General features: G+C 50.1%; 20 protein-coding genes. 11 read left to right on the forward strand and 9 right to left on the reverse strand.

The genetic code is table 11. The features are described 5' to 3' along the window. Positions 1-69: 69 nt before the first annotated feature. Together plsY and BM367_RS08815 are read left to right on the forward strand one after the other, a co-directional pair. A complete protein-coding gene (plsY, locus tag BM367_RS08810) occupies positions 70-732 on the forward strand; it encodes a glycerol-3-phosphate 1-O-acyltransferase PlsY (protein WP_092459892.1) in 663 nt (220 codons plus the stop codon). 91 nt (positions 733-823) lie between these two features. Next, positions 824-1624 (forward strand): M48 family metallopeptidase, encoded by an 801-nt coding sequence (locus BM367_RS08815; protein ID WP_092459894.1) that lies wholly within the window; start codon positions 824-826, stop codon positions 1622-1624. 4 nt (positions 1625-1628) lie between these two features. On the opposite strand, the gene BM367_RS08820 is transcribed toward BM367_RS08815, so the two are convergent. From BM367_RS08820 to gcvP, 4 genes are all read right to left on the reverse strand, one after another. Further along, positions 1629-2021 (reverse strand): cupredoxin domain-containing protein, encoded by a 393-nt coding sequence (locus BM367_RS08820; RefSeq protein ID WP_092459895.1) that lies wholly within the window; start codon positions 2019-2021, stop codon positions 1629-1631. A gap of 57 nt (positions 2022-2078) precedes the next feature. Next, positions 2079-2792 carry a YebC/PmpR family DNA-binding transcriptional regulator gene (locus tag BM367_RS08825; RefSeq protein ID WP_092459897.1) on the reverse strand — a complete coding sequence of 238 codons (714 nt, stop codon included), beginning with the start codon at positions 2790-2792 and terminating at the stop codon, positions 2079-2081. Between the two features lie 36 nt (positions 2793-2828). After that, on the reverse strand, positions 2829-4490 hold the full coding sequence (locus BM367_RS08830) for an amino acid permease (protein ID WP_092459899.1): 1662 nt from the start codon (positions 4488-4490) through the stop codon (positions 2829-2831). 98 nt (positions 4491-4588) lie between these two features. Next, positions 4589-7507: an aminomethyl-transferring glycine dehydrogenase gene (gene gcvP, locus BM367_RS08835; RefSeq protein ID WP_092459901.1), complete on the reverse strand. Its 2919-nt coding sequence runs from the start codon at positions 7505-7507 to the stop codon at positions 4589-4591. Between the two features lie 174 nt (positions 7508-7681). Between gcvP and BM367_RS08840 the strand changes: the two genes are divergently transcribed. From BM367_RS08840 to BM367_RS08850, 3 genes are read left to right on the forward strand one after another with little or no spacing between them, the layout of a single operon-like run. Beyond that, on the forward strand, positions 7682-7963 hold the full coding sequence (locus tag BM367_RS08840) for a GlsB/YeaQ/YmgE family stress response membrane protein (protein WP_092460991.1): 282 nt from the start codon (positions 7682-7684) through the stop codon (positions 7961-7963). A 16-nt stretch (positions 7964-7979) separates the two neighbouring features. Then, on the forward strand, positions 7980-9368 hold the full coding sequence (locus BM367_RS08845) for a Gfo/Idh/MocA family protein (protein ID WP_092459903.1): 1389 nt from the start codon (positions 7980-7982) through the stop codon (positions 9366-9368). Continuing rightward, positions 9368-9937, forward strand: coding sequence for a DUF488 domain-containing protein (locus BM367_RS08850; protein ID WP_092459905.1), 570 nt, complete (start codon positions 9368-9370; stop codon positions 9935-9937). The genes BM367_RS08845 and BM367_RS08850 overlap by 1 nt, the downstream gene beginning before the upstream one ends. Here the strand turns inward: BM367_RS08850 and BM367_RS08855 are convergent. Together BM367_RS08855 and BM367_RS08860 are read right to left on the reverse strand one after the other, a co-directional pair. Then, positions 9904-11289: an ABC1 kinase family protein gene (locus BM367_RS08855; protein WP_092459907.1), complete on the reverse strand. Its 1386-nt coding sequence runs from the start codon at positions 11287-11289 to the stop codon at positions 9904-9906. The genes BM367_RS08850 and BM367_RS08855 overlap by 34 nt on opposite strands. After that, positions 11286-11915: a TetR/AcrR family transcriptional regulator gene (locus BM367_RS08860; protein ID WP_092459909.1), complete on the reverse strand. Its 630-nt coding sequence runs from the start codon at positions 11913-11915 to the stop codon at positions 11286-11288. The genes BM367_RS08855 and BM367_RS08860 overlap by 4 nt, the downstream gene beginning before the upstream one ends. 115 nt (positions 11916-12030) lie before the next feature. On the opposite strand from BM367_RS08860, the gene BM367_RS08865 reads away from it, so the two are divergent. Further along, positions 12031-15606 carry a hypothetical protein gene (locus BM367_RS08865; protein WP_143103991.1) on the forward strand — a complete coding sequence of 1192 codons (3576 nt, stop codon included), beginning with the start codon at positions 12031-12033 and terminating at the stop codon, positions 15604-15606. 11 nt (positions 15607-15617) lie between these two features. Here BM367_RS08865 and BM367_RS08870 read toward each other — a convergent pair whose 3' ends face one another. Beyond that, on the reverse strand, positions 15618-16589 hold the full coding sequence (locus tag BM367_RS08870) for a hypothetical protein (protein ID WP_092459913.1): 972 nt from the start codon (positions 16587-16589) through the stop codon (positions 15618-15620). Positions 16590-16665: 76 nt separating this feature from the next. On the opposite strand from BM367_RS08870, the gene BM367_RS08875 reads away from it, so the two are divergent. Next, a complete protein-coding gene (locus tag BM367_RS08875) occupies positions 16666-17412 on the forward strand; it encodes a ribonuclease H-like domain-containing protein (RefSeq protein ID WP_092459915.1) in 747 nt (248 codons plus the stop codon). Here the strand turns inward: BM367_RS08875 and BM367_RS08880 are convergent. Both BM367_RS08880 and BM367_RS08885 read right to left on the reverse strand, forming a co-directional pair. After that, complete coding sequence (locus BM367_RS08880; RefSeq protein WP_092459917.1) at positions 17409-18647, reverse strand: metallophosphoesterase; 1239 nt, start codon at positions 18645-18647, stop codon at positions 17409-17411. The genes BM367_RS08875 and BM367_RS08880 overlap by 4 nt on opposite strands. 10 nt (positions 18648-18657) lie before the next feature. Further along, positions 18658-19164: an NADPH-dependent FMN reductase gene (locus BM367_RS08885; protein ID WP_092459919.1), complete on the reverse strand. Its 507-nt coding sequence runs from the start codon at positions 19162-19164 to the stop codon at positions 18658-18660. Positions 19165-19296: 132 nt separating this feature from the next. On the opposite strand from BM367_RS08885, the gene BM367_RS08890 reads away from it, so the two are divergent. From BM367_RS08890 to BM367_RS08905, 4 genes are all read left to right on the forward strand, one after another. Beyond that, positions 19297-19977 carry a metal-dependent hydrolase gene (locus tag BM367_RS08890; protein ID WP_092459924.1) on the forward strand — a complete coding sequence of 227 codons (681 nt, stop codon included), beginning with the start codon at positions 19297-19299 and terminating at the stop codon, positions 19975-19977. Positions 19978-20009: 32 nt separating this feature from the next. Beyond that, positions 20010-20810 (forward strand): ParA family protein, encoded by an 801-nt coding sequence (locus BM367_RS08895; protein WP_092459925.1) that lies wholly within the window; start codon positions 20010-20012, stop codon positions 20808-20810. Next, positions 20810-21727, forward strand: a complete 918-nt coding sequence (locus tag BM367_RS08900; protein ID WP_092459926.1) for a ParB/RepB/Spo0J family partition protein — start codon at positions 20810-20812, stop codon at positions 21725-21727. Before BM367_RS08895 ends, BM367_RS08900 begins: the two co-directional genes overlap by 1 nt. 64 nt (positions 21728-21791) lie before the next feature. Then, positions 21792-22514, forward strand: a complete 723-nt coding sequence (locus tag BM367_RS08905; protein ID WP_092459927.1) for a DUF5683 domain-containing protein — start codon at positions 21792-21794, stop codon at positions 22512-22514. Positions 22515-22562: the final 48 nt, after the last annotated feature.

Consider the following 22562-nt stretch of genomic DNA (forward strand, 5'->3'; position numbering starts at 1 on the left):
ATATTTGTTTTGCATTACACTATACCTGAAGTGCCTGTCATGGCTTTCTGTTAAATTTGTGAAGCCTGTATGTCTGAATTTTTCCTGATTATACTTGCCTATTTCATTGGGTCCATATCCAACGCTGTTTGGATTGGCAAACGCTTTTTTCATATTGATATCCGTGAATATGGCAGCGGTAATGCAGGAGCTACGAATACGTTTCGGGTTCTTGGACCCCGGGCTGGTACGGTGGTGATGATTCTAGACATGCTCAAAGGTGTGGTAGCTGTTCAACTGGCTCATTTGTTGCCTTATTACAACCAGCCAGGACATGCCTCCCAGTTGATGAACTTTCAGCTGGCACTTGGGCTTGCAGCCGTGGTAGGCCACATCTTTCCTATCTGGGCTGAGTTTAGGGGAGGTAAAGGGGTGGCTACCCTGTTCGGCATGGTACTGGCTATACAGCCCGTGGTTGCTCTTTGTTGTGTAGGCGTATTTATCCTCGTACTTTTTCTCACGCGGTATGTATCCTTGAGTTCCATACTGGCTGCCATTGCATTTCCGCTCTTGATTCTGTTTATCTTCAGGGAACACGCTTTTGTGTATCAGGTGTTTGCCATACTCATTGCCTTGCTGGTAATTTTTACCCATCAGAAAAATATTCAACGATTGTTACATGGCCGGGAAAACCGGGTTTCGCTGTTTAAAAAACGGAGATCGTCATCTGAGCAGAATCATCCCGATTCCTAAAAACCCTTTTAACCCGATCATCTCTGGTACAATCGTTGTTTTGATACTTGTAAAATGTTTGTATCATTCCATTTCCAAAAACCAGTGATGCATGAAACGAATCCTTACCTGGACGATTGCGTTATGGATCATATCAGGCTGTTCGCGTGTGCCTATCACAGGCAGAACGCAGCTTCATCTGGTGCCTGAGAGCCAGCTGGATCAGATGGCGCTCACGGAATATCATAGTTTTTTGTCCCAAAACAAAGTAGTTCCTTCAACCAGTGCACAGGCTCAGATGGTGCAGCGGGTAGGGGAACGCCTGGCGCAGGCCATTACGCAATATCTTACCCAGCATGGTTATGCCGATCGGGTGGCCAATTATCACTGGGAATTTCATTTGGTGGAGAGCAAGGAAGCCAATGCCTGGTGCATGCCGGGCGGGAAAGTGGTGGTTTACACAGGCATTTTGCCCTACACAAAGGATGAAAACGGATTGGCAGTGGTGATGGGCCATGAAATTGCCCATGCCATTGCCCAGCATGGTGCCGAACGCATGTCAGAACAATTGCTGCAGCAGGCCGGGGGAGAAGCATTGGCGATTTTCATGGATGAAAAACCCCAGGCCACGCGTGATGCTTTTCTTCAGGCTTACGATATCGGCAGCACACTCGGTGTAACTTTGCCGCATTCCCGGAAGCAGGAGTCGGAAGCCGATCATCTGGGATTGATTTTCATGGCATTGGCCGGTTATGATCCACATGCGGCACTGGATTTCTGGCAACGAATGGCACAGGCCAATACCGGTCAGATTCCAACATTTCTGAGCGACCACCCCAGCGATGCCCAGCGCATTGCTGATATCCGCAAATGGATTCCGGAGGCCATGAAATATTATCACCCGCAACAGTGATTGCCTATTGCACAATGATGGTGCCTTTCATGTACGTATGAATGGCACAATGGTAATGAAAACTGCCTGTATCGCTAAACGTGTATGAATACGATTGGCCATAGGGAAGATTGCCGCTGTCAAACTTGCCATTGTCTTCGGTGACGGTATGGGTTACGGGATCGGAATTTGTCCATTTTACGGTAGTGCCTTTTGCAACAGTAAGGCTGGAGGGAGAAAAATTGTAATTGCTGATGCTTATTACATTTCCCGAAGATCCGCCCGAATTGCCTCCGTTGTTGCCACCGGTGTTTCCGCCCGTAGAACCTCCGCCACTGTAATCATTTGACGATTTGCTACAGGATACAAAGAGCATAATGCTCAGGCTGCAAAGCAGCAGATACAGTTTATGTTTCATGATAAAAAGGTTTTGAATCCTTTTTTATACGGCATGAAACATAAAATGGTTGCCTGGTTAAATGAGGTTATGATACACGTGCTGCACATCGTCGTCCTGCTCGAGTTTGTCAACCAGTTCCAGCACCTGCTGGGCCTCGTGTTCGGGCAGTTCAACCACTGAAGTGGGAATATATATCGGCTGGGCACGTACTACGGGAATAGCTTTTTGTTCAAGAAATTCATTCATCCGACCAAAATCATGAAAAGCCGTGCGAACGATCAAATGCCCTTCTTCGTCTTCTCCGAAATCTTCCATGCCGTAATCGATCAATTCCAGTTCCAGTTCATCAGGATTGTGAAGTTTTTCTTTTTCCAGCACAAATTCTCCCATCCGTTTGAACAGAAAAGCTACGGATCCACTGGTAGCCAGGCTGCCGCCCCCGCGGTTGAAATACATACGCAGGTTGGCCACCGTGCGGGTGGGGTTGTCGGTAGCCGTTTCAATCAGCACAGCCACCCCGTGCGGGGCATATCCTTCGTATATGATTTCTTCGTAGGCCGACTTGTCTTTATCCATTGCCCTTTTGATGGCCGCTTCGATCCGGTCTTTGGGCATGTTTACGCTCTTGGCATTCTGGATGATTCTGCGCAGGGTGGGATTGTTTTCCGGATCAGGGCCACCCTGCTTGACGGCAATCTCAATTTCTTTTCCCAGGCGGGTAAACTGTTTGGCCATCCGATCCCACCGGGCAAACATTTTGGCTTTCCGAACTTCAAATATCCTTCCCATGGTTGAATTGATATTAAACGAACGCTGAATGATGCATTAAGATTTTTCTTCACTCACAACTGCAGGCTGGCTGATATGGATTTCATGCCGAAGCCTTATCAAAACATACAGGCATATCAAAATCTGTATAATAGCTGCGTAGAGTACCCATTTTTCTGGAGAAAAGAAAGACATAATTAGCAGCACCAATGTAACCAACACAACGGGCAGGGCTTCAATAGTAAAGTGCCGCCCGGGCCGCGTTTCCATATCGCGGACTACATGGCTGTGATGCTGGCTGTACAGGTAAAAAATATCCAGGCCAAGCGCCATCCAGAGAATCAGCCGCAACCAGGTGTCAAAAGGCAGGGTAAGCATCACCAGAAAAGGAAATAAAATCCCCAGGGAAGGTACCACCGGATAACCAGGGGTTTTAAAGGGTCGGTGCAGGTGAGGTTTCGATCTGCGTAAAATCAGGATGCCTGCCGATACAATGGTAAATGCCAGCAGAGTACCAATCGATACCAGTTCACCCAACAGGCCGATTGGAAAAACTCCTGACACCAGCATGGCTACCAGGCCTGTTATGATGGTGGTGATGTAAGGCGTGCGAAAGCGGGGATGTAATTTGCTGAACGATCGGGGCAACAGGCCATCATTGGCCATAGAATAGAAGATGCGGGGCTGCCCCATGAGCATGACCAGAATCACGGAGCTCAAACCCGCAATGGCGCCAATCTTCACCGGAAACCTGAGCCAGAACAAGGAAGGACCGGCTGCATTCACGGCTACGGCTACCGGGTCGGCCACATTCAGCTTGGTGTAGTTGACCATACCCGTCATCACAAATCCCATGGCAATATATAGCAGGGTGCAAATCAGCAAAGATCCCAGGATACCCCAGGGCATGTCTTTCTGTGGATTTTTGGCTTCCTGAGCGGCGGTAGATACGGCGTCAAACCCAATATAGGCAAAGAAAATCACCCCTGCTGCCCGGAATACCCCGCTCCAGCCGTAAATACCCCAGGTGCCTTCATTGGGTGGAATAAAAGGATGATAGTTTTCCGGAACAATGTAATGAATGCCAAACCCGATAACGAGAAAAATCACCAGGAGTTTTACAAACACGATCATATTGTTGAAACGGGCCGATTCCTTGATGCCAATCACCAGCAGGGTGGTCATCAGGGCAATGATAAACATAGCTGGTAGGTTTAGCAAAGCACCGGAAGCGACAAGCTGATGAGTAGCCGGATCATACTTCACCGGAGCATTGGCAAGATATTCGGGAATATGGATGCCAATATCTTTCAGAAAACTGGTCACATAGCCCGACCAGCCTACAGCAACCGTTGAGGCGCCGAAGAGGTATTCCAGAATCAGATCCCAGCCAATAACCCAGGCGATAAACTCACCCAGCGTGGCATAGGCGTAGGTATAGGCCGAACCGGCAATAGGGATCATCGAAGCAAACTCGGCATAGCACAAGCCTGCAAAACCGCATGCAATGGCTGCAATGACAAAGGAAATTACGACGGCCGGGCCGGAGTATTGGGCTGCGGCTTGTCCGGTGAGCACAAAAATTCCGGCTCCGATAATAGCTCCGATGCCCAAGGCGATCAGATTGGTGCGGGTGAGTGCCCGTTTTAATCCTTTTTCTGTGTCAGCAGCTTCAGCAAAGAGTTTTTGTAGTGGTTTGGTGATGAACAATCGACTCATAAGAGTGTTTTAAATGCTTACAATAACTGTGTCATATATCCGTCAGGCCAAATATAATACCTTCAGCACAAACTGCATGGATTTTCAGCCTGCTAATGCTAATTTTCCTGCTCCTGGTTGGCGTAGGTATGTACCGGCGGGCAGGTACAGATCAGGTTTCGGTCGCCCAGGGTTTGATTAATCCGGCTCACCGGGGGCCAGTATTTGTTTTCGCGGACAAAAGGCAGCGGGTAGGCGGCCATTTCCCGTGAATAGGCATGGGGCCAGTGATCGGCTACCAGCATCTGATGGGTATGTGGGGCGTGTTTGAGTGGATTATCCTGTCGGTCCATTTTACCCTCTGCGATGGCCTGAATTTCCTGGCGGATTTGCAGCAGGGCATCGCAAAAGCGATCCATTTCTTCCCGGTCTTCACTTTCTGTAGGCTCAATCATCATGGTGCCCGGAACCGGGAAGCTAATGGTGGGAGCGTGGAAGCCAAAATCCATCAGCCTTTTGGCCACATCTTCTACTTCAATATTGGCCGATTGCCTGAAGGGCCGCAAATCAATGATAAACTCATGCCCACAGGTTTGATGCCGACCGGTGAAAAGCACTGGGAAAGCTTTTTCCAGGCGGGCTTTCATGTAATTGGCGTTCAGGATGGCGTGCTCGCTTACCCGGCGAAGGCCTTCAGCGCCCAGCAGCCGGATATAGGCGTAGCTGATGATCAGGATATAGGGTGAACCATAAGGGGCTGAACTTACGGCATGAAAACGTGTTGCCGGGTGACCATTGCTTTTTTGCAGGTATTCGCTTTGGTGGAAAAGATAATGGTCGGGCAGATAGGGGGCCAGAAAGCTTTTGGCACAGATGGGTCCCATGCCGGGTCCACCGCCTCCATGGGGAATGGCAAATGTTTTATGCAGATTCAGGTGGCAGATATCTGCCCCAATCATCGCCGGAGAGGTAAGTCCGATTTGGGCATTCATGTTGGCACCATCCAGGTATACCAAGCCCCCGCATTCATGTACGATCTCGCACAATTGCTTAATCTCCTCCTCAAAGATGCCGTATGTGCTGGGGTAGGTGATCATCACCCCAGCCAGTTCGTTGCGATGCTGATATGCTTTTTCCCGGAAATCCTTAAGATCTATGTACCCGTTGTCGAGGGTTTTCACGGTAACCACCTGCATGCCGGCCATCACGGCGCTGGCCGGGTTGGTACCGTGAGCCGACAATGGAATGAGCATGATGCGGCGCTGGGATTGCCCCTGAGCTGCAAAATAACGCCTGATGGTGAGCAGGCCGGCATACTCACCCTGGGCACCACTGTTCGGCTGAAAACTGCATACATCCAGACCGGTGATGGTACAGAGATATTCGCCCAGCCGCCTGATCAGTTCCTGATAGCCACGAGCCTGGTCGGGCGGGGCAAAGGGGTGTATCTGGCTCCAATGTTGCCAGCTGAGGGGCAGCATTTCTGCTGCTGCATTCAGCTTCATCGTACAGCTGCCCAGAGGGATCATGCTTCGGGTTAAGGCTATGTCTTTATTCTCTAACTGGTGGATATAGCGCATCAGGCGGGTTTCGGTATGATACTGGTGAAACACCGGGTGAGTCAGGAAAGCCGAGCTGCGCAGCATATGATGGGGCAGATGCGGGGTGGTTGATCCCTCGGCAAGCGTAAACTGGGCTCGATCTTCTCCTTTAGCAACAGCAAACACATGCAGGATATCCAATACATCTGCCGGGGTGGTGGTTTCGTCGAGTGAGATGCCCACATGCTGCGGATCGGGATACCGAAAATTGATGCGATAAGCTTCGGCAATCCGGTGGATTTCGGGAGGCTGATCCGTGGCAATCCACAGGGTATCAAAAAAATAATGGTGGCGGCACCTGTAGCCCAGTTCATGCAATCCTTCGTAAAGAGCTGTTGTAAGCTGGTGTACGCGCAGGGCGATGTTTTTCAGTCCTTCGGGGCCATGATACACGGCATACATGGCCGCCATATTGGCCAGCAGCGCCTGAGCCGTGCAGATATTGGAGGTAGCTTTTTCCCGCTTGATGTGCTGTTCGCGGGTTTGCAAAGCCATCCGAAGCGCCTGATTTCCCTGGCTATCCACGCTTACCCCAATGATCCGGCCTGGTAAAAAGCGTTTGAACATTTCTTTTGCTGCAAAGAATGCTGCATGAGGTCCACCGTAGCCCATCGGCACACCGAAACGTTGGGTTGATCCGACGGCAACATCGGCATCCATTTCACCCGGAGGCATGAGCAGGGTCAATGCCAGCAAATCGGTAGCCATAACCACATAAACTCCAGCAGCGTGTACCTGGCTGATGAAGTTCCGATAATCATGAATTGCACCTTCCTGATCAGGATATTGTACGATGGCCCCGAAAAATTGTTCGTCGATTTGCGCTTCTTCCCATTTTCCCAGCACCCATTCAATACCCAGGGGCTCAGCGCGTGTGAGCAATACATCGAGGGTTTGGGGGAACAGCCGAACATCAATGAAAAAACGATGGCGGGTACTGTTCTCACTGGCATGTACGTAGCGATAGAGCATCAGCATAGCCTCTGCGGCCGCGGTGCCTTCATCCAGTAATGAAGCATTGGCAATGGGCAAACCTGTGAGATCAGCCACCATTGTCTGAAAGTTGAGCAGGCTTTCCAGGCGTCCCTGCGAAATTTCGGCCTGATAGGGTGTGTAAGGCGTATACCAGTTGGTATTTTCAAACAGGTTGCGCTGAATGACAGGCGGCGTATGCGTACCATAATAGCCTTGTCCGATGAAAGAACGAAAGAGCTGATTTTGCAACGATAATGTTTTCAGCTCCCTGAGCAATTCGGCTTCATCCACGGGAGGTGGCAGCCGGAGAGGAGTTTGAAGCCTGATGTCTTTGGGGATGGTTTTATCGATTAATTCATCCGTAGTTTTAAAACCTATGGCTTCCAACAATGCAGATTCCTGTCCAAACGTTCCGATATGCCGGCTGATAAAGGGGGCATAACCCTGCTGATCATGATGCATAGAGTTGACCACCGTATTTAGAAGCCACAAATTTAGGATAGTCTCACCGGAAAAAGCATGGGCCATAAATATATCAGCCATTCCCTTGCATTCTTGCACGAAACGGAATCATAAAGCCGGATTTGTTTGTATTTTCAAAAAGAAAAGCTATTTTTCTTTTTCATTTTCTTTTATATGTCAATAGGTAGTTTTCTTGTTTTACTTCTGATTGCAGCTATTTGTGGAGCGATTGGGCAGAGCCTGGCAGGTTATAACCTGGGTGGTTGCCTGGTTTCTCTGGTGGTGGGCCTGATTGGGGCCTACATGGGTACCTGGCTGGCCGCTCAGCTGCATTTGCCCCTGATGCTGGCTGTGCGTATTCAGGGTGAATTATTTCCGGTCATTTGGGCCATTATAGGCTCTGCCATCTTTACATTTATAGTGGCCTTGCTGCGAAACATGGTCCGAAGAACTTGATTGTAATTTTTACGATATGGAATCAAGAAGAACATTTCTTACCCGGTTGGGTGGTTTGATTGGGCTGATGGCTGGTAACAGCTGGTTGTCGGCAGTGGCAGCGAGCAAAGTAAAGACTTATGCATTGCCCCGGCCTTTGGTGAGTGCCAGCGCTGAAAGAGTGCGAGTGGCTGCCATAGGCATGGGCATCATGGGCTTTCAGGATACGCGTTCGGCATTGAAGGTACCCGGCGTAGAACTGGTTGGAGTGGCCGATTTGTATGATGGAAGGTTGCAACGAGCCAGGGAAATATTTGGCAATCATATTTACACCACTCGCCATTACCAGGAGTTATTAAACCGTAACGATGTAGATGCAGTGCTGATTGCCCCGGCCGACCTCTGGCATCAAACCATAACCATCGATGCGCTGAAAGCCGGTAAGGCGGTGTATTGCGAAAAGCCTATGGTGCAACACCTGGATCAGGGGGCAGATGTAATCGTTGCAGCACAGCAATCAGGTCGTCCTCTGCAGGTGGGCAGTCAGCGGGTAAGCAGTGTGTTGTATGAGCAGGCAAAAAAATTATACGAAGCCGGTGAAATTGGGGATTTGAATCTGGTTGAAGCACGCATTGACCGCCATGATGCATTGGGTGCCTGGCAATACTCCATTCCTCCCGATGCATCGCCTCAGACCCTTGATTTTGATACTTTTCTGAAGGATACGTCCAAAGTGCCTTTCGACCCTGTTCGATTTTTCCGCTGGCGCAATTACCGGGCTTATGGAACGGGCATTCCGGGCGATTTATTTGTGCATCTGCTCAGTGGCTTGCATTTCATTACGGGAGCCATCGGTCCGGAGCGTATTTATGCCACCGGGATGCTCAGCTATTGGAAAGATGGTCGCGATGTACCGGATATCATGGCTGCTTTGCTTGATTATCCCGCATCGACCGGCAGGCATCCGGCATTTCGGGTGATGCTGGAAGTGAACTTTGCCGATGGCAGCGGAGGGGGCAGTTACACTCGCCTGGTAGGCACGGAAGGGGTGATTGAAATTGGGGATCATACCTGCAGGCTCAGGCGGCAGCCTTTACCGCAGGCTCCTGGCTACGGTGGATGGGATAGTTTCGACACATTCCCGGAAGATGTACAGAAGGCTTTCGTGGCCGAATACAATCGGAAATATCCACCTCAAACCCGCATCGCTCCACCGGCTGAAGAAATTGTGTTTACTGCACCGGAAGGGTACGACGATCATCAGGCACACATGCAACGATTTATAGATGCTGTTCGGGGGGAAGCCAGTATCATTGAAGATGCTACATTTGGTTTCCGGGCGGCTGCCCCGGCTCTGGCTTGCAACCTTAGCTATGAACAGCAAAAGCCGATATATTGGGATGCCCGGCAAATGAAACTGCGCTGATGGCTTTGCAGAAAGAAAACGACAAGTCTGACACACTCCGGATCTTCACCATTGGCCATTCTGTGCATCCGATAGATGAATTCATGGCTTTGCTCAAAAGCCATTACATCCAATTGCTGGTGGATATCCGATCTTTTCCTGGTTCCCGGTTTGTACCCTGGTTCAATGCCGGGGCTTTGGCGAGTTCTTTATCGGCAGCGGGCATTGGATATCATCTCCTGAGGGATCTGGGGGGAAGAAGAAAAGCGCAGAAGGATTCGGTAAATACCGGCTGGCGGCATCCTGCTTTCAGGGGATTTGCGGATTACATGCAGACCGATGCATTTGCCCGGGGATTGGCTGCATTGATGATGCTATCGCGCAGGCAGCAGGTATGCATCATGTGTGCAGAAGCGGTACCCTGGCGTTGTCATCGCACCCTGGTGGCCGATGCCCTGGTGATGAAAGGTATAGAGGTATTGCATATTCACCCGGATGGGTCTTTGCATGCCCATCAGCTCACTCCTTTTGCTCAGATCCGCGATGGAAAACTGGTTTATCCTGCTGATTCAGATTTGGAAGGCAACTGACCATCCGCTGCCATCCTGGATGGTAAATATTTTTTTAGTTCTTCAATATGTTGCCAGCTGGTTTTGACCTGAGCTTTCAGGTCGCCCAGGATGGAATACAGCCCAAAGTAGGTGCGATTGATATACAGCGAATGGCGCGTGCCCCGCACAATTTTGGAATGACGCACTTCAGGAAGGGAGTACACGTAATCAGTATAGGCATAAATTTCTTCAAAAAATCCTGCAGCGCCGAAATCGAAAATCTCCCGCTGGAAGGGTAGTGTGGTGAGGTCGATCAGCTTCTGAAACAAATCAGTAAAAAACCGGATATCTTTTTCCGTATCGTTGGGATGCAAGATTCCCAATGCCCTAAAAACTTGCCTGCGATGGGCTTCATCGCGCAGCAGGTCGGGGCGGGTCAGGGCAAAATAGTTTTCGTAAAAATCTTGTGGAATTTCTTTTACGCAGCCGAAGTCAATAATCCCCACCCGGCCGTCGGGCTGGAACAGAAAATTGCCCGGGTGCGGATCGGCATGTACCTGACGCAGATGGTGAACCTGAAACTGATAGAAATCCCACAGCGCCTGTCCGGCCCGGTTGCGTACATCCTGGCTGGGTTGCGTAGCTAAAAAATCCTGCAGGTGCAGGCCATCCAGCCAGTCCATGGTGATGATTCTGTCAGAAGAATATTCCGGATAGTATCGGGGGAAAATCAGGTTGGGTAAATGACTGCAGACCGCCGAGAGCTTTTGCGAACGCTGCAATTCCAGCCGATAATTGGTTTCTTCCAGCAATTTGGTTTCCACTTCCTCGAAATATTGATCCATATCGGCCTCCTGCAGTCCTACGATGCGAATGGCTATGGGCTTTACGATCCTGAGGTCTGACTTCACGCTGTGAGCGACGCCGGGGTACTGGATTTTTACAGCCAGTTTTTTACCGTTTTTCCAGGCTTCGTGAACCTGCCCGATTGAAGCTGCGTGGGTGGCGTGTAGATTGAACCGATCGAAGAGCCGGGAAGGCGCTTTCCCCAGCGATTTTAAAAACGTATTCACCACCAGCGGGCCACTCAGTGGCGGGGCACTGTATTGCGAGAGGGCAAAACGGCGGGCATAGGCCGGAGGCAGAAAGCCCCGGTCCAGGCTGAGCATCTGTGCCACCTTCAGGGCGCTGCCTTTCAGGTTGCTCAATACACCGTAAATATCTTCGGCATTGGCTTCGTGCAGTTCGTCTGTTGAAACTTCGGGGTCGAGCAGCTTTCGGGTATAATGTTTTACGTAATTAACACCCAGTTTGGCACCCGTAAGGGCAAACAGGGCCGCCCTTTCTACCTTGCCTGTGGGAATGCTGTTTTGTTCCTTAACCGAGCTCATGCTTTTTTCATCAATAAAAACTTACCGAAATCCACAATCTGATCCAGTGTATGGCTGCCGATCAGGTCAAAACTCAAGTTCACGGCCTTTTCAATAGCTGCATCGGTGAGTTCAAACTCCTTGCTTTCATCATGAATCCAGTACTTCAGCACAAAAAGCAGTTGTGCCCAGAAGCCGTATTTGTAGCGGTCAGAAAGCAAGGTGCGTTTTTTGATTTCTTTATTTTCCATGCCTGCCTGAATCAATTCCTGTACATAATCCAGAAAGGCATGGCGAAGGCTCTCCAGCTGGGAGCCTTGTGGTGATGGGATAAAGAGCCGGTTTTTTTGCAGCAAAATGTAACTCCGGTGTTGACGCAGTTGCTGAATCCAGAGGTAATAAAAAGCCAGCAATTTTTCCCGGGCCGAATAACGCTGATAGGTTTCATCCTGCCGCAGTTGCCGGATGGTATCTTCAAAGCTTTGTTTCCAGAAATCTTTTTCCAGTGCTGAAAACGACCCGTAATGGGCATAAAACTCCGGCTCAGTAATGCCGATATGTTTGGCAAATGCATACACGGAAGTCGGCCTGTGCCCATGCTCCAGCCAATATTGTTCGTAGGCCTGTATAATTTCAGTGGGTGTCATGGCAAAGGTTTAACACAGAAAAAACAAATCAGTTCAATTTACGAAGAAGATTGTGCAGTTCAGCAAACAGCTCTGCAGAGGCTGGGGAAATTAACGTTTTTTTGTATGCACCCCCATGAAACCACGCATGAATAGCAACGTATGTAAGTGGGTTGCTCTCCTGAGCAACCGATGGGCTTTTCTATGGTGGGGATATTTGCTAAGTTGGGGATGGATGGGTCAGGCCGCTGCCCAGCAACATTGGCTGTGGAACAATCAGCGGGTAAAAAGACTGGCCGTGGTGGGGGATACTCTGAAGATTGACAGCCTGAGTATTTTACCCGGAACGATCCGGATTGCAGGTATTGCCGATAGTTGTTATCAGCCCTATGAGCTGGAGGGGTACCTGGTCTGGAAATGTAAGCCACCGACAGACAGTGTTTGGGTGAGTTATCGCGTATTTCATGAAGCTTTGGGGGCACCCGTATTTTTTCACAAACCGGATGCGTGGCGACAGGGATTTGCATTGAATCATCCCTATACGCCCGAAGCCGGACAGGCTGCATCGGAAGGGTTTTTCCCAGGAAGGCTGCAGTACAACGGAAGCCTGGGCAGAAGCATTTCATTTGGGAATACCCAGAGCGTGATATTGCGTTCGGCCTTGAATCTGCAGGTTTCGGGCTATCTGGGCGACAGCATCCAGGTGCAGGCTGCCGTAAGCGATCAGCAGTTGCCTGTGCAGCCTGCGGGCAATACACTTACCCTGCAGGATCTGGATCAAGTGTATGTGCGCTTTATCCGCCGGCCCTATCAGTTGCAGGTGGGTGATTTTGATCTGATGGGTCGAACCTATTTCATGCGTTTCTACAAACGGTTGCAGGGTATGGAAATCAGCAAGGGGATGGCCGATACCGGACTATCGTCCGGGTGGGCATTTCGGATTGCCGGGGCAGTTTCCAGGGGAATCCAGGCCAGAAACGTGTTTCAGGGTCAGGAAGGTAATCAGGGGCCCTATCCGCTGCATGGCAACCAGGGGGAAACCCCAATCACGGTTCTGGCAGGTACGGAAAGGGTGTACCTGGATGGGCAATTGCTTCAGCGGGGAGAAGACCAGGATTACGTAATTGATTACAACACGGGGCAGATCAGCTTTACTCCCAGGCGACTGATTACCAAGGATAGCCGTATTCAGGTGGAATTTGAATATGCCAACCAGCATTATGTAAACACACAATGGTACGCAGAAGCAAACTGGCAGGCTACGCCACGCCTGCAGCTGGATATGCATGTGTACAGCAATACCGATAACAAACGGGCGCCCCTGCTGCAGCCATTGGATGCCAGCCAGCAACTTTTTCTTCGCCGGATAGGTAATCAGGTAGATCAGGCTTTCTACCCCGATGCCGTTCCAGACACAAGCCTGACCCAGCACGTGCTCTATCGGCGCATTGACACGCTTGTGAATGGCATCTGGTATGACAGCGTGTTTCTGTACTCAACGGATGGAGCAGCCGATACCTTGTACAATGTGAGCTTCAGCTATGTGGGGCCAGGAAAGGGGGATTATGTGCTGGGTAGCACACTCGCCAATGGGCGGGTGTATATGTGGGTGGCACCTGTAAATGGTATGCACCAGGGTGATTATGTGGCGGCGGTATTGCTGGTAGCTCCCCGAAGCCAGCAACTCATCAGCCTTCACGTGCGAACCGAATGTTCATCTCACAGCATGCTGGAAGGCGAATGGGCCTGGAGCCAATTGAATGTCAACACCTTTGCACCTCCTTCAGCATCGGTGCAGCAGGGGATGGCTGCTCATCTCAGCTTCCAGGATCAGAGATCCCTGGGCCGCGCCGGCGGAAAGCCAATTCCTCTTAACACACAGCTGAATTACGATTTTGTATCGCATGGCTTCCAGGCATTGCAGCCCTTTCGTGAAGTGGAATTCAATCGTGCATGGAGCTTACCCTTAGACAGTGTGCTGGCACCGGCCGATGAACATCTGCTCTCCTTTTCCACGGGCATTTCCCGGTCAAAAGGTTGGGGCCTGCAATATGCCTGGCAGGGATACTGGCGGCTTGGGCAGGCAGCTGATCCGAAGCTGCAATTACAGGGAAACTCGCACCAGCTCACACTCCGGTATCTCCAGCCGGATTTTCATGCTACCAGCCAAGCTACCCTGACCCGGGTGAGCAGCCCCTTTTTCGTATCCACACTCTGGAAACCTCAAATTGTGCTATCGAAGTTCTGGCAAGGCAGTGGTACTTCCCAATGGGAGCTGACAACCAGTTGGAACCAGGAGAAAAATGCCATGCATCTGCAACCTGTGGATACCTTATCGCCCGGAAGTTATGATTTTCAGATTACGCGGCTTGATTTATCCCGCGCTTCTCAGGATAACCGGGTGGGTATTAGCACTACTTACAGGTTGGACCGTGCTCCTCATGGTTATACAGGCTTTGGTATGGGCAGCATCAGTAAAACCATCAGGCTTTACGGAGATGTGAATCGCCCCATGCATCAGTTGCAGTGGAATATAGCATACCGAAGTGTGGAGGTGCGTGACAGCCAGTTTTTGTTTCACCAGGATAGCAGCTTTACCAGCCAGGATGCCGGATCCCAGCTTATGGGCCAGCTGGTGGATCATATTGCGGTGGGTGGATGGATTGACCATCATCTGCTGTATGGCCTGGCCGGGGGGCAGCAGCAACAGCTTGCTTTTACCTACGTACCCGTACCTGCCGGGCAGGGTCAATATGTGTGGGTTGATTACAACCACGATGGGATTCCCCAGGTCAATGAATTTCAACCGGCCGTGTTTGCAGATCAGGGCAATTATGTGCGGATATTTACCCCGACCCAAACTTTTATTCCCACCCGGCTGGTCCAATGGGATGAACAGTTATCTATCCATCCATCGAAATGGGGGGAATCTTCGTGTTTTTTACTCCAATGGCTCACACAAATGCGTCTGGAAAGCCATTTGAACATTTCCCTTCAGCGGGCAGGTAACAAAGGACCATTAGTAAATCCTTTCAAACGGCAGGCGGATGCAACCCTTTTGGGACGTCAAAGCCTCATGAGCCATTCCATATTCCTGCAACCACACTCCGGTGTTTGGAGTGCCGATTATACCTTGCAAGCAATTGCCAATCGAAATTTCATGATTTATGGCCAGGAGTCGCATATCACGCGTCAGCATATTGCTCATGCCCGTTTGTTTTTTTTGTCCAGATACGAATTTTCCATCGCATGGGAAATGGGAAGAATGCTGGATAGTATTGACCAGGTAATGGATCAGCGATATGATTACAGATTTAGGGCGCTCACACCCATGCTGCAATATATCTCCGGATCAGCTTTTCGTGTTTCCCTGGCTTACGGCTATAACCACAAACGGAACCGGCAGGCGTGGGGGGGAGAAACATATACGGGCCAGTCGCTTACCGGCACGTGCACCTGGAGTCAGCTATCGGCTACCCGACTTGAGTGCAGCCTGAGTTTTAACCATGTACAGTTTTCGGGCAATACACAAAGCCCTGCAGGATTCAGCATGCTGCAGGGCCTGTTGCCGGGGACCAACTGGTTATGGCATCTGGGTCTTATCCGGAGATTGGCGGGCAACCTGGAAATCAACCTGGATTACGACGGACGTAAAACCGGTTCCGCCAGAATTGTGCATACCGGCACAGCTACACTCCGGGCTGTATTTTGAGGTTTGTCGGCTCACAGAAATCCGCCCTTCTTCATGTCCACATCCCCCTGACCGATCAGGTAGCCGCTCTCATAGATTTCCACGTGATAGGTGCCGGGCTTAAAAGTGGAATTCTGCTTCCAGTCGATATCCACGTGCGTCTTTTTACCCGTTTCATAATTCACAGTCTTCATGGCTGTGTAGAGCTTTTCGGTACCATCGGCCAGGGTAAACCGGCCTGATCCCAGTGCCTCTACTGCCAGTGGCTTGCCATCGGGATCGGTGATGCACACATAGATGTCTTTGGGCCCGGAAGGTGTAATCCGGTTTTCATCCAGGTCAAAGCTCACACGCATCATGTCGGCCCGTTTTGCCCGGGATGTTTCTACTTCTTTACCGCTTTTTTTCAGATGAAGCGGAATGATCTGTATATCCGATGCGTGCAGTACGCTTCCCAGTTGTACTTGCTGAGCCAACTGCTGGTTTACTTGCGTGGCGGTATCCAGGTTGCGTTTCAGGGAGTCTCTTTGCTGGGTCAATACTATTTTCTCACCTTCCAGTTTTTCAATCTGGGCTTTGTAATTTTCAATGGTGGCATTTAGCTGCTGGATGAGTTGCCTGGCTTCTTCTAATTGGGCGCGGGTGGCATTGCGATCGTTCAGGATGCTCTGGATGCGGGCTTTCAGGGCGCTGATTTCTTTGTTGTTGGCTTTCAGCAAACTATCCATGTGGGTGTTCTGGGATGTCAGCTGGTCAATCATGGCGTTGGCCGCTTCGTATTCCTTTTGCAGCTCATTGCGTGCCGAATCGGTGGAAGTAATTTGCTGGGTAAGCTGAATTTCCCTTTGTTTGTGCTGGGATTTGTCGTAAATCAGATAACCCCAGGTAGCCAGAAGGGCGACGATCAGGATGATGTACAATAAGCTTCGGCTCCCCTTTTTCTCGGGAGTAGGTTCTCCGCCTGCAGGAGCAGCGGATTCCTGATGAAAGTTAGTATCTGCCATACATGTAGGTTTTGGTGAAAAGATAAAAAATGTTTACAGCATTGTTTAATTTACAAAAATTGTACAACTTTTTTATATGTTAAATCAATTGAATTTATCTGAATTGTTGTTAATCGATATCGAAACGGTTCCCGGGCAGGCTCGTTTTGAAGAGATTTCTCCTGCCTTGCAAGAACTCTGGATAGAAAAGCATTCAAAAATTAAGCCAGAATCGGGAATACCTCCTTCGGAAGCTTATGCCGAGCGGGCGGGCATTTATGCAGAATTCGGAAAAATCATTTGCATCAGTGCCGGTTATTTTACAGCTTCGTCTGGCGATATCACCCAGGAGGCAGCAACCCATTTTCAATTTCGGGTAACCTCGTTTTTCGGAGATCAGGAATCGGAAATTTTGCAGGATTTTTTTCAGGTCGTGAAAAAAGTTCAGCATAAGCCTGGATTTCGGCTGGCCGGGCATAACATTCAAGAATTTGACCTGCCCTACATTTGCCGGAGGGCTCTCATTCAAGGTCTTGCCTTACCCGAAGCGCTGCAGCTGTATGGCAAGAAGCCCTGGGAAGTGCCCGTGCTCGACACCTTGCATTTGTGGCGTTTTGGCGATTACAAGCACTATACCTCGTTGCAGCTGCTTACGACTGTTTTAGGGATTCCTTCGCCCAAAGAAGACCTGCATGGCAGTGAAGTGGCGAAGGTATATTGGCAGGATCATGATTTTGAACGAATAGTTCAATATTGCCAGAAAGATGTGGTGGCCGTTGCTCAGCTGTTGTTGCGCCTCCAGAATCTGCCTTTATTGGAAGACCAGGATATTCAGTATGTTTAAACAAATTCCAAAAGGGTGATTTCAGGCAGAATACCTACCCGTCCGGGATAGCCGATAAAACCATAACCGCGGTTGACATACAAATACTGGTTGCCCTCGCGATACAGGCCTGCCCATTCTTTGTACACATATTCGCAGGGACTCCATTTAAACCCGGGTATTTCCACGCCAAACTGAAATCCATGCGTATGACCTGAAAGGGTGAGCTGGATATCGGGGAACTCGGGTCTTACCTGCGCGTCCCAATGGGTGGGATCGTGGGAAAGCAAAATTTTGAATGGGTAAGCTTCGGTGCCGGCATAGGCTTTTTTCAAGTCGCCATAACGCGAAAAATGCCGCAGGGCGCTCCAGTTTTCTACGCCGATCAGGGCGATCTGCTGACCGTTGCGTTCCAGGATGGTATGGGCATTGTTGAGCATGTGCCAGCCCATCTCGGCTTCTATTTGTTTCAGTTTGGCCAGATTTTCGGCTTTAGCTTCGGGGCTGGGCCAGTGGGTATAATCGCCGTAATCGTGGTTGCCAAGAATGGCATACACGCCCATGGGCGCCTTCAGTTGGGCAAAGATTTCCTGGTAGCCCTCCATTTCTTCGTGATGGTTGTTGATCAGGTCGCCGGTAAAGAAGACGATATCGGGCTTCAGGTCCATGGCCATTTTCACACCATGAGCCACCTTATCGGGATGGGTGAAGCTGCCGGCATGGATATCGGAAATCTGCACCATGCGCAGCCCGCGAAAAGCTTCGGGTAGGTCGGGGAAATGGAGCTTTACATGGTGTACCCGATACCGATATTTGTTTGACATGCCATACAGCAGGCTGCTGTAGAGCACGCCTCCCACGATGAGTCCGGCGGCCGACAGGAATTGCGAGCGGCTGATTGATGCGTCGCGCACGGCGTCGCTCACCTCGCCATGGGGTGCCCATAACCGGGCCAACCAGACAATGCCCCGGCGAATATCGTCCAGTAAAAGCCATACATCCACCAGCATTTTGCCGAGGATGGCACCAATGGCAATCGTATATCCCGTCATTCGCTGATGCGACGAGAGATGCCAGGCCCCTGAAAAAAACAAAAACGCATAACTCGCAAGGGAAAACAATCCATACAGCACATACACCACCAGTCGGGCTTTGCCATGCCATTCGTGCACCAGGGTGCGTACGGCTTGAAAGGCATACCAGTCAATAAGCACCAAAATCAGGATAATCCAACCGCTGCGCAATAAGGAAAACATGGTTAGATGATTATAGCGTCAAAAATTCTTCAATTTGCTGGTGGATCTGTTCCAGCGTTTTTTCATCCACGATTTCGCCCTGAGCACTCATCAGCTGCTTGACAGAAGAAATAGGCAATTTATTGGGGTGCACAATCACCTTCAGGAAATGCAGCACACCCGTAAAATGATCCAGTCCGCGGAGGTTGCCACCCCTTCCCTCAGCCACACCGGTAAGCAGGGCTTTCTTGTAATACCAGCATTCCTTGTAACGGGTTAGATCGATAAAAGTTTTCACCGCACCCGAAAAACTGCCGTTGTATTCCGGTAAAATGAAAATAAACTTCTGTACGGGAATAATGAAGGTGTTTTCTATATGCTCCAGCTCAGCCGTACGTTTGTTGAGGTCTAATCCTTCCAGGGAAAGCAAATGGGCAGAAGCCGGATAGTCCTGCAGCAGGCGGATGTATTGTCGCGCGATTTGCAAGGTGCGGCTGCCCGGGCGATTGGTACCTGCAATAACGGTAATCTGATCCATCGTTTGCTGAGCAAACCTACGGAAAAAGCCGGAGCCTGATTAATTCACAGTTCATCCACATCGGTTTGACGCTTTCAGGAGAATGGTTGTATTTTTGTAAAATCCAGTTTTCGTTCATTAAATCTGCTTGACATGAGATTTACCTATTACGGTCATGCCTGTTTTGCGGTGCAGATTGGCCAGCATCATATCTTATTCGACCCTTTTATTACTCCTAACGAACTGGCCCGGCATATTGATATTCATCAGATTCCGGCCGATTATATCCTGGTTTCCCATGGCCATGCCGATCATGTGGCCGATGTAGCTGCCATTGCCAAACGGACAGGTGCTACCATCGTGTCCAATTTTGAAATCATTGAATGGTTTCAGGCCCAGGGTTTTCAGAAGGTGCATCCGATGAATCATGGAGGAAGCTGGACATTTGATTTCGGCAGGGTGAAATATGTCAACGCCATTCATTCAAGCAAACTGCCCGACGGAGCTAACGGCGGCAATCCCGGTGGTTTTGTGTGTCAGACAGCTCAAGGGAATTTTTACTATTCCGGCGATACGGCCCTTACGCTGGATATGCAGTTGATTCCGCGTTTTGCGCGGATTGATTTTGCCATATTTCCGATTGGAGATAACTTCACCATGGGTTACGAAGACGCCTTAGTAGCTGCTGAGCTGGTGCAAACCGAGCGCGTAGTAGGAGTACATTACGACACTTTTGGGTACATTAAAATTGATAAGGAGGCTGCCCGCAAGGCTTTTCAGGAGGCCGGCCGCCAGCTGCTATTGCCTGCTATAGGTGAAACCATTGAAATGTAAGTTGATATTTGTTGTTTATTTGAACCGAATCCATGGGAAAAATCATTGCTTTAGCCAATCAGAAAGGAGGTGTGGGCAAAACCACCACCGCTATTAATCTTTCGGCAAGTCTGGCCGTGTTGGAATACAAAACTTTGTTGGTGGACGCCGATCCGCAGGCCAACAGTACAACCGGACTGGGCTTTGATCTGCGCAATATTCAACAAAGCGTCTATGATTGCATGGTCAACGAAGCCCGCGCCCGCGACGTAATCTTGCAAACCGAAATGAAAGATCTTCAGCTATTGCCCGCGCATATCGACCTGGTTGGGGCCGAGCTGGAGCTGATTCATCATCCCAACCGGGAGCATGTGCTGAAACAGGTGCTGGAACCCCTGAAGCCAGAATATGATTTCATCATCATAGATTGTTCGCCCTCGCTGGGGCTGATTACCGTCAATGCCCTTACGGCTGCTGATTCGGTGATTATCCCCGTGCAATGCGAGTTTTTTGCACTGGAAGGTTTGGGTAAGCTGCTTAACACCATTAAAATTGTGCAAACCCGACTCAACACGGGTCTGGAAATTGAAGGTATTTTGCTGACCATGTATGATGGTCGCTTGCGGCTGAGCAATCAGATCCTGAGCGAAATCAGGCATCATTTCAAGGATCTGGTTTTCGATACCATTATCCACCGCAATACCCGGCTGGCTGAGGCGCCCAGCCTGGGCAAGCCGGCGGTGTTGTATGATGCCGATAGCAACGGCGCTTTGCACTATCTGAATTTAGCCCGTGAAATTCTCCAGAAAAACGATGCCACCCGCATTAAGTTGAAAGATAAAATCATTGCCTGATGTCTGCTGCACCCCATAAAAAAGAAGCGCTTGGTAAGGGAATTCGTTCGCTGCTTCAACATATTGATGCCGATTTCAAATCTCCGTCCGGTACGCTGGCGGAAGAAAAACTGGTTTCAGCTACTACATTTGAGCGGATTCCCATTGACCAGATTGAGGTGAATCCCATGCAGCCTCGGCGCGATTTCGATGAAAAGGCGCTGGCGGAACTGGCTCATTCTATTCGTTTGCATGATGTCATCCAGCCCATCACTGTATCCCGGATCGGCCATAAGCAGTATCGATTGATTGCCGGTGAGCGTCGCCTCCGGGCCGCACGCATGGCCGGATTGAAAGATATTCCGGCTTATATCCGCCAGGCCGATGACCAACAGCTGCTGGAGCTGGCCCTCACTGAAAACCTGCAGCGGGAAGATCTCAACGCCATTGAAACAGCACTCAGCTATCGCCGGCTGATGGAAGAATGCGGACTGACGCAGGAACAGGTAGCCGAGCGCATCGGAAAAGATCGTACCACAGTTACCAACTACTTGCGCCTGCTGAAGCTGCCACCCGATATCCAGATTGCCGTGCGTAGCGGAGAAATCAGCATGGGACATGCCCGGGCCATCATTAATATTGAAAATATCGAGCAGCAGCTCTTTGTTTTTCATGAAATCATCCGTAAAAAACTCTCTGTCAGACAAACTGAAGAGCTGGTGCGCCAGCTGGATCGCAGGCATAAAAACAAGCCGACCGCTTCTGGTACGCAGCTGCCACCCGCTTATCAGCGCATACAAGATCAGCTCACCGACCTGTTTTCTACCCGGGTAAAACTGCAGCGTAACCCAAGCGGCAAAGGACATATCGCCATTGATTTTTATTCCGATGAAGAACTCAACCGCATCCTGGAACTCCTGCAACGCATTCGCAGCTGATCACCAGATGCCGATGCAGGAATCCAGGATTTTATTTTGGTGGTATCATCTTTTTTCAGCACTTATGCAACGCTTTGCTGGCCTGCAGGTAAGGAGCCGGTATGTATGTAGCTTGGTGGTTTTGGGTATATTCACCGGACTTCTGATGCCCCGTCACGCAAAAGCCCAGCAGCCTGTGGCGACCGATACTGTTCATATTTTAACCGATACGCTATTTGTGCGTGATACCCTGCCCCGGAAAGCTGATACCACCCATGTATCCGCCGCTCTATCAGCAGCAGATACTGTCCGCATTCAGCCGGATACTACCCCAGCTCAGCTAGACACTACTTCGGCCCAGCCCATTCACGATCCCCGCCTGGCTGCTTTGTATTCGGCCGTGCTGCCCGGCCTGGGTCAGGCCTATAACCACAAATACTGGAAAATACCCATTGCCTATGCCGGGCTGGGAGTGGCCGCCGGGGTGTTTATCTACAATTACAAACAATATATCCTGTTTCGTGACGCCTATCGTTTGAGTTTCACGGGACAAAAAACCGGCGATCCTTTTGTGGATCAATACGGTCCGCAAGATCAGAAGCGGATTCGCGATATCTACCGGCAGTATGTAGATTATTCAGCCCTTGCCTTCCTGGGCGTGTATGTGATCAATATTGTCGATGCGCTGGTCGATGCTCATCTTTATTATTTCAATGTCTCCGATAACCTTACGCTGCACCTGCAACCCGTCATCCATAGCGGCTACGTGGGGTATGGACTGGTGGTGAATTTGGGAGGGAAGCATTGATTGCTGTTTGCAGCCCTGCAAGAATATGATGTATCAATGATGCTAATA

It is taken from the genome of Thermoflavifilum thermophilum, assembly GCF_900116565.1.
GTDB lineage: Bacteria > Bacteroidota > Bacteroidia > Chitinophagales > Chitinophagaceae > Thermoflavifilum > Thermoflavifilum thermophilum.